Raw genomic sequence first — 12,283 nt, 5'->3', positions numbered from 1 at the left:
CGGTCACCTCCGGTCCGTGAGGAGGAAAGGCCTTGAAAGACTTGCTCAATCTGTTGAAAAACCAGGGTCAACTCGAGGAGTTCGATGCCATCCGTATCGGTCTGGCCTCGCCCGAGATGATTCGTTCCTGGTCGTTCGGTGAAGTGAAGAAGCCGGAGACCATCAACTACCGTACCTTCAAGCCCGAGCGCGATGGTCTGTTCTGCGCCAAGATCTTTGGCCCGGTCAAGGACTACGAGTGCCTGTGCGGAAAGTACAAGCGCCTCAAGCACCGTGGCGTGATCTGCGAGAAGTGCGGCGTGGAAGTCGCCCTGGCCAAGGTGCGCCGCGAGCGCATGGGTCACATCGAGCTGGCTTCGCCCGTCGCCCACATCTGGTTCCTGAAGTCGCTGCCGTCGCGTATCGGCCTGCTGCTGGACATGACCCTGCGTGACATCGAGCGCGTGCTCTATTTCGAGAGCTACGTGGTGATCGATCCGGGCATGACCACCCTCGAGAAGTACCAGCTGCTGAACGACGAGCAGTACTTCGAGGCACTGGAAGAATTCGGTGACGACTTCGACGCCCGCATGGGTGCGGAAGCCGTATTCCAGCTGCTCGGCGCCATTGATCTGGAGCACGAGATCGGTCGCCTGCGCGAAGAGATTCCGCAGACCAACTCCGAGACCAAGATCAAGAAGCTGTCCAAGCGCCTGAAGCTGATGGAAGCCTTCCAGGGCTCCGGCAACAAGCCGGAGTGGATGGTCATGACCGTGCTGCCCGTGCTGCCGCCGGATCTGCGTCCGCTGGTACCGCTGGATGGCGGTCGCTTCGCGACCTCCGACCTGAACGATCTCTATCGTCGCGTCATCAATCGGAACAACCGCCTCAAGCGGCTGCTCGACCTCGCCGCGCCCGACATCATCGTGCGCAACGAGAAGCGCATGCTGCAGGAAGCCGTTGACGCCCTGCTGGACAACGGCCGTCGCGGCCGGGCCATCACCGGTTCCAACAAGCGCCCGCTGAAGTCCCTGGCCGACATGATCAAGGGCAAGCAGGGTCGTTTCCGTCAGAACCTGTTGGGCAAGCGCGTCGACTACTCCGGTCGTTCCGTGATCACCGTGGGCCCGACCCTGCGTCTGCACCAGTGCGGTCTGCCCAAGAAGATGGCGCTGGAACTGTTCAAGCCGTTCATCTTCGGCAAGCTGGAAGCCCGCGGCATGGCGACCACCATCAAGGCCGCCAAGAAGATGGTCGAGCGCGAACTGCCCGAGGTCTGGGACGTTCTCGCCGAAGTCATCCGCGAACACCCCGTGCTGCTTAACCGTGCCCCAACCCTGCACCGTCTGGGCATCCAGGCGTTCGAGCCGGTCCTCATCGAAGGCAAGGCTATCCAGCTGCACCCGCTGGTCTGCGCCGCGTACAACGCCGACTTCGACGGTGACCAGATGGCCGTGCACGTGCCGCTGACGCTGGAAGCCCAGCTGGAAGCGCGCGCCCTGATGATGTCGACCAACAACATCCTGTCGCCCGCCAACGGCGAGCCGATCATCGTGCCGTCGCAGGACGTGGTGCTGGGTCTGTACTACATGACCCGTGAAGCCATCAACGCTAAGGGCGAAGGCCGCGTGTTCGCCGACCTGCAGGAAGTCGATCGCGTCTTCCGTGCCGGCGAAGCCGCCCTGCATGCCAAGGTCAAGGTGCGCATCAACGAGACCATCCGTCACAAGGACGGCAGCCTGACCAAGAACACCCGCATCGTCGACACCACCGTCGGCCGCGCGCTGCTGTTCCAGGTCGTGCCTGCCGGTCTGCCGTACGACGTGGTCAACCAGTCGATGAAGAAAAAGGCCATCTCCAAGCTGATCAACCACTGCTACCGCGTGGTGGGTCTGAAGGACACCGTCATCTTTGCCGACCAGCTGATGTACACCGGTTTCGCCTATTCGACTCTGTCCGGCGTCTCCATCGGCGTGAACGACTTCGTCATTCCGGATGAGAAGGCGCGCATCATCGATGCCGCCACCGCCGAGGTGAAGGAGATCGAGAGCCAGTACGCCTCCGGCCTGGTAACCCAGGGCGAGAAGTACAACAAGGTGATCGACCTCTGGTCGAAGGCCAACGACGAAGTGTCCAAGGCGATGATGACCAACCTCTCGAAAGAGAAGGTCATCGACCGCGAGGGCAAGGAAGTCGACCAGGAGTCCTTCAACTCCATGTACATGATGGCCGATTCCGGCGCCCGGGGTTCCGCGGCCCAGATTCGTCAGCTCGCCGGCATGCGTGGCCTGATGGCCAAGCCGGACGGCTCCATCATCGAGACGCCCATCACCGCCAACTTCCGTGAAGGCCTGAACGTACTCCAGTACTTCATCTCCACTCACGGCGCCCGTAAGGGTCTGGCGGATACCGCACTGAAGACCGCGAACTCCGGTTACCTGACCCGTCGTCTCGTCGACGTGGCCCAGGACCTGGTGGTGACCGAGGTCGACTGCGGTACCGAGCGCGGCCTGATCATGACCCCGCACATCGAAGGCGGCGACGTGGTCGAGCCCCTGGGTGAGCGCGTGCTGGGTCGAGTCATCGCCCGTGACGTGCCCAAGCCGGGTACCGACGAGATCATCGTGCCGGCCGGCACCCTGGTCGACGAACGCTGGGTCGAGTTCCTCGAACTCAACAGCGTCGACGAAGTCGTGGTACGTTCGCCGATCACCTGCGAAACCCGTCATGGCATCTGCGCCAAGTGCTACGGTCGCGATCTGGCTCGCGGTCACCAGGTCAACATTGGTGAAGCGGTCGGCGTCATCGCCGCCCAGTCCATCGGTGAGCCGGGTACCCAGCTGACCATGCGTACCTTCCACATCGGTGGTGCGGCCAGCCGGACCTCCGCGGCCGACAGCGTCCAGGTCAAGAATGGCGGTGCCATCCGTCTGCACAACCTGAAGCACGTCGAACGTGCCGATGGCGCCCTGGTTGCCGTGTCCCGTTCCGGTGAGCTGGCCATCGCCGACGACTTCGGTCGTGAGCGCGAGCGCTACAAGCTGCCCTACGGTGCGGTGATTTCGGTCAAGGAAGGCGACAAGGTCGATGCTGGCGCCATCGTCGCCAAGTGGGATCCGCACACCCACCCGATCGTCACCGAGATGGACGGTACCGTGGCCTTCGTCGGCATGGAGGAGGGCATCACCATCAAGCGCCAGACCGACGAACTGACCGGTCTGACCAACATCGAGGTGCTCGACGCCAAGGATCGCCCGACGTCCGGCAAGGACATCCGTCCGGCAGTTAAGCTGATCGACGCCAACGGCAAGGACCTGCTGCTGCCGGGTACCGACGTACCGGCCCAGTACTTCCTGCCGCCGAACGCGCTGGTCAACCTGAGCGATGGTGCCAAGGTGCATGTGGGTGACGTTATCGCCCGTATCCCCCAGGAAACCTCCAAGACCCGCGACATCACCGGTGGTCTGCCCCGCGTGGCCGACCTCTTCGAAGCGCGTCGTCCCAAGGAGCCGGCAATCCTGGCGGAGATTAGCGGTACAATCTCCTTCGGCAAGGAAACCAAGGGCAAGCGTCGTCTGGTCATCACCCCGACCGATGGCACCGATCCCTACGAGGAGCTGATTCCGAAGTGGCGCCACCTGAACGTCTTCGAAGGCGAACAGGTAAGCCGCGGCGAAGTCATCTCCGACGGTCCGAGCAACCCGCACGATATCCTGCGTCTGCTGGGTGTCAGCGCGCTGGCCAAGTACATCGTCAACGAGATCCAGGACGTGTACCGTCTGCAGGGCGTGAAGATCAACGACAAGCACATCGAGACCATCCTGCGGCAGATGCTGCGCAAGGTCGAAGTGAGTGACACCGGCGATTCGAGCTTCATCAAGGGCGATCAGGTCGAACTGACCCACGTCCTGGAAGAGAACGAGCAGCTGGTCGGCAATGATCGTTTCGTCGCCAAGTACGAGCGCGTCCTGCTGGGTATCACCAAGGCTTCGCTGTCCACCGAGTCCTTCATCTCGGCCGCTTCCTTCCAGGAGACCACTCGTGTCCTGACCGAAGCCGCCGTGACCGGCAAGCGCGACTTCCTGCGCGGCCTGAAGGAAAACGTGGTGGTGGGCCGTCTGATCCCGGCTGGTACCGGTCTGGCCTACCACAGCGAGCGCAAGCGTCAGCGCGAACTCGGCAAGCCGCAGCGCGTGAGCGCCAGCGAGGCCGAAGCCGCCCTGACCGAAGCGCTGAACTCCAGCGCCAGCTGAGTTCGGTAGCAGGTCTCGCTTGACAAAGCCCCCGGCGCCCCAGGCGTCCGGGGGCTTTGTCTTGACTGGGGCGCCCAAGCTCTTTAGACTTTCGTTCCCCGAAAATGGGCAGGACTGACGTTCTGCTATTTCGTTTATGTCGCAAGACAATCAGTGGAGCTATAGATGGCAACTATCAACCAGCTGGTGCGTAGTGCACGCAAGCGTATCGTCGAGAAATCCGACGTGCCTGCGCTGCAAAACTGCCCGCAACGTCGTGGCGTGTGCACCCGCGTGTACACCACCACTCCCAAGAAGCCCAACTCCGCACTGCGGAAGGTCTGCCGTGTACGTCTGACCAACGGCTTCGAAGTCACCTCCTACATCGGCGGTGAAGGTCACAACCTGCAGGAACACAGCGTCGTGCTGATCCGCGGTGGCCGGGTCAAGGATCTGCCGGGTGTGCGTTATCACACCGTGCGCGGCTCGCTGGACACCACTGGTGTGAAGGACCGCAAGCAGGGCCGTTCCAAGTACGGCACCAAGCGTCCGAAGTAATCACCTTTCTTTTTGTTCGAGTCGATAAGAGTAAGGTCGGGCAACGAGTCCCGAGCTAACCTGAAGACCGTTTTGAGGGCTTATCAATGCCAAGACGTCGTGTAGCGGCCAAGCGCGAAATACTTGACGATCCGAAATACGGAAGCCAGATCCTGGCCAAGTTCATGAGCCACGTGATGGAGAGCGGCAAGAAAGCCGTTGCCGAGCGTATCGTTTATGGTGCTCTGGACAAGGTCAAAGAGCGTTCCAAGAATGCCGAACCCCTGGAAGTTTTCGAAAAAGCGCTCGACGCCATCGCTCCGCTGGTCGAAGTGAAGTCCCGCCGTGTCGGCGGTGCTACCTACCAGGTGCCGGTTGAGGTTCGTCCTTCCCGTCGTAATGCCCTGGCCATGCGCTGGCTGGTGGACTCCGCGCGCAAGCGTGGCGAGAAGTCCATGGCTCTGCGCCTGGCGGGTGAACTCATGGACGCTTTTGAAGGCAAGGGTGCCGCAGTCAAGAAGCGCGAAGACGTGCATCGCATGGCAGAAGCCAACAAGGCCTTCTCGCACTACCGCTTCTAAGCCTAGCGCTTCCAATCAAGCGAGGACCTTATGGCTCGTACAACCGCTATTAACCGCTATCGGAACATCGGTATCTGCGCCCACGTGGACGCAGGTAAGACGACTACCACCGAGCGGATTCTGTTCTACACCGGCGTGAACCACAAAATGGGTGAGGTTCACGACGGCGCTGCGACCATGGACTGGATGGTGCAGGAGCAGGAGCGTGGTATCACCATCACCTCCGCTGCCACCACCGCGTTCTGGTCCGGTTCGACCAAGCAGTACGACAAGTACCGCGTAAACATCATCGACACCCCCGGCCACGTGGACTTCACCATTGAGGTGGAGCGTTCCCTGCGCGTGCTGGATGGTGCGGTCGTGGTGTTCTGCGGTACCTCCGGTGTCGAGCCCCAGTCCGAAACCGTCTGGCGTCAGGCCAACAAGTACGGCGTCCCGCGCATCGTCTACGTCAACAAGATGGACCGTGCCGGTGCCAACTTCCTGCGCGTCGTCGAGCAGATCAAGAAGCGCCTGGGCCATACTCCGGTCCCGGTTCAGCTGGCCATCGGCGCGGAAGAGAACTTCCTGGGCCAGATCGACCTGCTGAAGATGAAGGCCATCTTCTGGAACGATGACGACCAGGGCATGACCTACCGCGAGGAAGACATTCCCGCGGACATGCTGGCCGATGCCGAGCAGTGGCGCTCCAACATGGTCGAGGCTGCGGCCGAAGCCAACGAAGAGCTGATGAACAAGTACCTGGAAGGCGGCGAGCTGTCGATCGACGAGATCAAGGCCGGCCTGCGTCAGCGTACCATCGCCTGCGAAATCGTCCCGGCCGTCTGCGGTTCGTCCTTCAAGAACAAGGGCGTGCCCCTGGTTCTGGACGCCGTGATCGACTTCCTGCCGGCGCCGGTCGAGATTCCCGCGATCAAGGGTACCAACCCGGACAACGAGGAAATCCACGACGAGCGTCACGCGGACGATAACGAGCCCTTCTCGGCTCTGGCGTTCAAGATCGCTACCGACCCCTTCGTGGGTACCTTGACCTTCGCCCGCGTCTACTCGGGTGTACTGAGCTCCGGTGACTCCGTCATCAACTCTGTGAAGGGCAAGAAGGAGCGCGTCGGCCGTATGGTGCAGATGCACGCCAACACCCGTGAAGAGATCAAGGAAGTTCGTGCTGGCGACATCGCCGCCCTGATCGGCATGAAGGACGTCACCACCGGTGACACCCTGTGCTCGATCGAGAAGCCGATCATCCTCGAGCGCATGGACTTCCCGGAGCCGGTGATTTCGGTCGCCGTCGAGCCGAAGACCAAGGCCGACCAGGAGAAGATGGGTATCGCACTGGGCAAGCTGGCTCAGGAAGATCCCTCGTTCCGCGTCAAGACCGACGAAGAGTCCGGTCAGACCATCATCTCCGGCATGGGCGAGCTGCACCTGGACATCCTGGTGGACCGCATGAAGCGCGAATTCGGCGTGGAAGCGAACATCGGTAAGCCTCAGGTTGCCTACCGCGAAACCATCCGCAACACCTGCGAGATCGAAGGCAAGTTCGTTCGCCAGTCGGGTGGTCGTGGCCAGTTCGGTCACTGCTGGATTCGCTTCGCACCGGCCGACGAAGGTCAGGAAGGTCTGGAGTTCGTCAGCGAAGTCGTAGGTGGTGTGATTCCTAAGGAATACATCCCGGCGATCCAGAAGGGCATCGAAGAGCAGATGAAGAACGGCATCGTTGCCGGCTATCCGCTGCTCGGCCTGAAGGCCGCTGTGTTCGACGGTTCCTACCACGACGTCGACTCCAACGAGATGGCGTTCAAGATCGCTGCCTCCATGGCGACCAAGCAGCTCACCCAGAAGGGTGGTGCCGTGCTGCTCGAGCCGATCATGAAGGTCGAGGTCGTGACCCCGGAAGACTACATGGGCGACGTCATGGGCGACTTGAACCGTCGTCGTGGCCTGATCCAGGGTATGGAAGACACCGTGACCGGCAAGGTCATCCGTGCCGAGGTTCCGCTGGGCGAGATGTTTGGCTACGCTACGGATGTCCGCTCCATGTCTCAGGGTCGCGCAAGCTACTCCATGGAGTTCTCCAAGTACGCCGAGGCTCCGTCGAACATCGCCGAAGCCATCATCAAGAAACAAGCTTAATCAGCGCTTTGACTAGAGGTTTTATCTCGTGGCTAAAGAAAAATTCGAACGTAACAAACCGCACCTGAACGTGGGCACCATCGGTCACGTCGACCATGGCAAGACCACTCTGACCGCTGCGCTGACCAAAGTCTGTGCCGACACCTGGGGCGGTTCCGCTCGTGGTTTCGACCAGATCGACAACGCGCCGGAAGAAAAGGCTCGCGGTATCACCATCAACACCTCCCACGTTGAGTACGACTCGGCGATCCGTCACTACGCGCACGTCGACTGCCCCGGCCACGCCGACTACGTGAAGAACATGATCACCGGTGCTGCCCAGATGGACGGCGCGATCCTGGTTTGCTCGGCTGCTGACGGCCCCATGCCGCAGACCCGCGAGCACATCCTGCTGTCCCGTCAGGTAGGCGTTCCCTACATCGTCGTGTTCCTGAACAAGGCCGACATGGTTGACGACGCCGAGCTGCTGGAACTGGTCGAGATGGAAGTTCGCGATCTGCTGAACACCTACGACTTCCCGGGCGACGACACCCCGATCGTGATCGGCTCCGCGCTGATGGCGCTGAACGGTAACGACGACAACGAAATGGGTACCTCTGCCGTGCGCAAGCTGGTTGAGACCCTGGACTCGTACATCCCCGAGCCCGAGCGTGCCATCGACAAGCCGTTCCTGATGCCGATCGAAGACGTGTTCTCGATCTCCGGTCGCGGCACCGTGGTCACCGGTCGTGTCGAGCGTGGCATCGTCCGCATCCAGGAAGAAGTCGAGATCGTGGGCATCAAGGCCACCGTCAAGACTACCTGCACCGGCGTTGAAATGTTCCGCAAGCTGCTGGACGAAGGTCGTGCTGGCGAAAACGTCGGCGTGCTGCTGCGTGGCACCAAGCGTGAGGACGTGGAGCGTGGCCAGGTTCTGGCCAAGCCGAACACCATCAAGCCGCACACCAAGTTCGAGTGCGAAGTGTACGTGCTGTCCAAGGAAGAAGGCGGTCGTCATACCCCGTTCTTCAAGGGCTACCGTCCGCAGTTCTACTTCCGCACCACCGACGTGACCGGTAACTGCGAGCTGCCGGAAGGCGTCGAGATGGTGATGCCGGGCGACAACATCAAGATGGTTGTCACCCTGATCGCTCCGATCGCGATGGAAGACGGTCTGCGTTTCGCCATCCGTGAAGGCGGTCGTACCGTCGGCGCCGGCGTGGTTGCCAAGATCATCGAGTAATCGATTGATCTGAAACGAAAAAAGGCCCTTCGGGGCCTTTTTTCTTACCTCGTGAAATTGACAGATGGCAAAAGAGGCGTTCTTGACAGGCGCTGGCGACATCCTTAGAATTGCGCCTCCTTTAATCGGGCACCTTTTTGTCCGAGAGGAAAGCTTGGAGTCTGAGGTCAAATGCAAAATCAACAAATCCGTATTCGGTTGAAGGCTTTTGATCATCGCCTGATCGATCAATCCACCCAGGAAATCGTAGAAACTGCGAAACGTACTGGTGCTCAGGTGCGTGGTCCGATTCCTCTGCCTACCCGCAAGGAACGTTACACAGTGCTGATTTCTCCGCACGTCAACAAGGACGCTCGTGACCAGTACGAAATTCGTACCCACAAGCGTGTGCTCGACATCGTTCAGCCCACCGACAAGACCGTCGATGCGCTGATGAAGCTCGATCTCGCCGCTGGCGTTGAAGTGCAAATCAGCCTCGGCTGAGACCGTCAAGGTTTCAGTCGTGTAACGCTCTGAAATGGGCGGCCATAGCGGGTGAAAGCCCCGTACACTCAAGAGGTTCTCAACATGACGATTGGTTTAGTCGGTCGTAAATGCGGTATGACCCGCGTTTTCACCGAAGAAGGCGTTTCCGTTCCGGTTACGGTCATTGAGATCGAGCCGAATCGCGTAACCCAATTCAAGAGCGAAGAAACCGATGGCTATCGCGCCATTCAGGTAACTGTGGGCGAGCGTCGTGCTTCCCGCGTGACCAAGGCGCAAGCCGGTCACTTCGCCAAGGCCAGCGTTGCTGCTGGTCGTAGCGTCCTCGAATTCCGCCTGGAAGACGGTGAGTACAAGGCAGGTGACGAAGTCACCGTAGCCCTGTTCGAAGCCGGTCAGATGGTTGATGTCACGGGTCAGTCCAAAGGTAAGGGCTACGCCGGTACCATCAAGCGCTGGAACTTCCGTGGTCAGGACAATACCCACGGTAACTCCGTTTCCCACCGTGCACCTGGTTCCATCGGCCAGTGCCAGACTCCTGGTCGAGTGTTCAAGGGCAAGAAAATGTCCGGTCACCTGGGTGCGGAGCGTGTAACCGTTCAGTCGCTGGAAGTCGTGCGTGTAGACGCCGAGCGCAACCTGCTGCTGGTCAAGGGTGCCGTCCCCGGCGCGCCGGGTGGTGACGTGATCGTACGTCCCGCTGTCAAGGCCCGTGGTTGAGAGGAGAGAGAACATGCAACTCAATGTGAATGGCTCTCAAGCTATCGAAGTCTCTGAGCACACCTTCGGCGGTGAATTCAACGAGACCCTGGTTCACCAGGCAGTCGTCGCCTACATGGCTGGCGGTCGTCAGGGCACCCGTGCCCAGAAGACCCGTTCCGAAGTCCGTGGTGGCGGCAAGAAGCCCTGGCGTCAGAAGGGCAGCGGTCGTGCCCGTGCCGGTACCATCCGCAGCCCCATCTGGCGCTCCGGTGGCGTGGCTTTCGCAGCCAAGCCCCAGGATCACAGCCAGAAGCTGAACAAGAAGATGTACCGCGCTGCGCTGCGCTCCATCCTCGCCGAGCTGGTCCGTCTGGATCGTCTGGTCGTGGTTGACGACTTCGCCGTCGACGCGCCCAAGACCAAGACCCTGGTCAGCAAGCTGGACGGCCTGGGCCTGAGCGACGTGCTGATCGTGACCGACGCTGTCGACCAGAATCTGTATCTGGCCGCCCGCAACCTGCCTTTCGTCGACGTGCGTGATGTCCAGGGTTCCGACCCGGTCAGCCTGATCGCCTACGACAAGGTGCTGGTCACTGTGTCCGCCGTGAAGAAATTCGAGGAGCTGCTGGCATGAACCAGGAACGCGTATTCAAAGTGCTGCTTGGCCCGCACATCTCCGAGAAGGCCACCATGCTGGCGGACAGCCAGAAGCAGTTCGTATTCAAGGTTGCCACCGATGCAACCAAACTGGAAATCAAGAAGGCCGTCGAGCAGCTGTTCGAGGTCAAGGTTCGCAGCGTCAGCACCCTGAACGTTCAGGGCAAGACCAAGCGTACCGCGCGTGGTCTGGGCAAGCGTAACGACTGGAAAAAAGCGTACATCGCGCTCCAGCCGGGCCAGGATCTCGACTTTTCCAGCAGCGCCGAGTAATCAGGGGGCATCATGGCAATCGTAAAATGCAAGCCGACCTCCGCTGGCCGCCGCTTTGTGGTCAAGGTGGTCAACTCCGATCTGCACAAAGGCGCGCCTTACGCTCCTTTGCTGGAGAAGAAGAGCAAGTCCGGCGGCCGTAACAACAATGGTCGTATCACCACTCGCCACATCGGCGGTGGTCACAAGCAGCACTATCGTCTGGTCGATTTCCGTCGCAACAAGGATGGCATCCCTGCCGTCGTTGAGCGTATCGAATACGATCCGAACCGTACTGCGCACATCGCTCTGCTGAAGTACGCCGATGGCGAGCGTCGCTACATCATCGCCCCCAAGGGCGTTGCTGCCGGTGACCAACTGCTGTCCGGCGCTGGCGCGCCCATCAAGGCTGGCAACAACCTGCCGCTGCGTAACGTGCCGGTCGGTAGCACCATCCACGGTATCGAGCTGAAGCCTGGCAAAGGCGCTCAGATCGCTCGCTCCGCGGGTACCTCCGCACAGCTGGTCGCCCGTGAAGGCGCCTACGTCACCGTGCGTCTGCGCAGCGGTGAAATGCGCAAGGTGCTGTCCGAGTGCCGTGCCACCCTGGGCGAAGTGTCCAATGGTGAGCACAGCCTGCGTTCGCTGGGTAAGGCTGGAGCCACCCGCTGGCGTGGCGTGCGTCCGACCGTTCGTGGTGTCGCCATGAACCCGGTCGATCACCCGCACGGTGGTGGTGAAGGTCGTACTTCCGGTGGCCGTCATCCGGTTTCGCCGTGGGGCGTCAAGACCAAGGGTCTCAAGACGCGCTCCAACAAGCGTACCGACAAGATGATTGTCCGTCGCGGCAAGTAATCAGTAGAGGATTCGACTGTGCCCCGTTCTCTGAAGAAAGGTCCTTTTATCGATCTTCACCTGTTGAAGAAGATCGAAGTCGCGGTGGAAAAGAACGAACGCAAACCGATCAAGACTTGGTCGCGTCGTTCGATGATCCTGCCGCAGATGGTCGGTCTGACCATCGCTGTGCACAACGGTCGTCAACATGTCCCCGTTCTGGTGAACGAAGACATGGTCGGCCACAAACTCGGCGAGTTCGCTGCTACCCGCACCTATCGCGGTCATGCGGCTGACAAGAAAGCCAAGCGTTAAGGGGTAAGGAAGATGGAAGTAGCCGCTAAGCTGTCGGGCGCTCGTATCTCCGCCCAGAAAGCCCGCTTGGTCGCCGACCAGATCCGCGGGAAGAAGGTGGGCGAAGCGCTCAACCTGTTGACTTTCAGCAGCAAGAAAGCCGCTGAAATCATGAAGAAGGTGCTGGAGTCGGCTGTAGCCAACGCCGAGCACAATGAAGGCGCCGACGTGGACGACCTGAAGGTTTCCACTGTCTTCGTAAACGAAGGTCGTTCGCTCAAGCGCATCATGCCGCGTGCCAAAGGTCGTGCTGATCGCATCGTGAAGCGGTCTTGCCATATCACGGTCAAGGTTGCGGACAAGTAACGGAGTCGATC

12 protein-coding genes are annotated in these 12,283 nt (G+C 60.5%); all 12 read left to right on the top strand.

Going from position 1 to position 12,283, the window contains the following annotated elements; translation table 11 throughout:
- Positions 1–32: 32 nt before the first annotated feature.
- Entirely contained in the window at positions 33–4,232 is a 4,200-nt protein-coding gene (rpoC, locus tag QMX82_RS11445) for a DNA-directed RNA polymerase subunit beta' (protein WP_133860557.1), read from the top strand.
- A gap of 165 nt (positions 4,233–4,397) precedes the next feature.
- On the top strand, positions 4,398–4,769 hold the full coding sequence (rpsL, locus tag QMX82_RS11440) for a 30S ribosomal protein S12 (protein ID WP_007163089.1): 372 nt from the start codon (positions 4,398–4,400) through the stop codon (positions 4,767–4,769).
- Between the two features lie 86 nt (positions 4,770–4,855).
- Positions 4,856–5,329 (top strand): 30S ribosomal protein S7, encoded by a 474-nt coding sequence (gene rpsG / locus QMX82_RS11435; RefSeq protein ID WP_282283512.1) that lies wholly within the window; start codon positions 4,856–4,858, stop codon positions 5,327–5,329.
- A gap of 30 nt (positions 5,330–5,359) precedes the next feature.
- Positions 5,360–7,462 (top strand): elongation factor G, encoded by a 2,103-nt coding sequence (fusA, locus tag QMX82_RS11430; protein WP_133860558.1) that lies wholly within the window; start codon positions 5,360–5,362, stop codon positions 7,460–7,462.
- Between the two features lie 28 nt (positions 7,463–7,490).
- A complete protein-coding gene (gene tuf, locus QMX82_RS11425) occupies positions 7,491–8,684 on the top strand; it encodes an elongation factor Tu (protein WP_133860552.1) in 1,194 nt (397 codons plus the stop codon).
- 171 nt (positions 8,685–8,855) lie between these two features.
- Positions 8,856–9,167 (top strand): 30S ribosomal protein S10, encoded by a 312-nt coding sequence (gene rpsJ, locus QMX82_RS11420; protein ID WP_003243886.1) that lies wholly within the window; start codon positions 8,856–8,858, stop codon positions 9,165–9,167.
- A gap of 84 nt (positions 9,168–9,251) precedes the next feature.
- Positions 9,252–9,887, top strand: coding sequence for a 50S ribosomal protein L3 (rplC, locus tag QMX82_RS11415; RefSeq protein WP_007161251.1), 636 nt, complete (start codon positions 9,252–9,254; stop codon positions 9,885–9,887).
- A 13-nt stretch (positions 9,888–9,900) separates the two neighbouring features.
- Positions 9,901–10,503 (top strand): 50S ribosomal protein L4, encoded by a 603-nt coding sequence (gene rplD, locus QMX82_RS11410; RefSeq protein WP_017640279.1) that lies wholly within the window; start codon positions 9,901–9,903, stop codon positions 10,501–10,503.
- A complete protein-coding gene (gene rplW, locus QMX82_RS11405) occupies positions 10,500–10,799 on the top strand; it encodes a 50S ribosomal protein L23 (protein ID WP_007161249.1) in 300 nt (99 codons plus the stop codon). Before rplD ends, rplW begins: the two co-directional genes overlap by 4 nt.
- Before the next feature lie 12 nt (positions 10,800–10,811).
- Positions 10,812–11,633 (top strand): 50S ribosomal protein L2, encoded by an 822-nt coding sequence (gene rplB / locus QMX82_RS11400; protein WP_007161248.1) that lies wholly within the window; start codon positions 10,812–10,814, stop codon positions 11,631–11,633.
- 18 nt (positions 11,634–11,651) lie between these two features.
- On the top strand, positions 11,652–11,927 hold the full coding sequence (gene rpsS / locus QMX82_RS11395; RefSeq protein WP_007161247.1) for a 30S ribosomal protein S19: 276 nt from the start codon (positions 11,652–11,654) through the stop codon (positions 11,925–11,927).
- Positions 11,928–11,939: 12 nt separating this feature from the next.
- Positions 11,940–12,272 (top strand): 50S ribosomal protein L22, encoded by a 333-nt coding sequence (rplV, locus tag QMX82_RS11390; protein ID WP_007161246.1) that lies wholly within the window; start codon positions 11,940–11,942, stop codon positions 12,270–12,272.
- Positions 12,273–12,283: the final 11 nt, after the last annotated feature.

The organism is Pseudomonas sp. PS02302 (genome assembly GCF_029959585.1).
GTDB lineage: Bacteria > Pseudomonadota > Gammaproteobacteria > Pseudomonadales > Pseudomonadaceae > Chryseomonas > Chryseomonas aestiva.
This window is presented reverse-complemented; position numbering and strand designations above follow the sequence as displayed.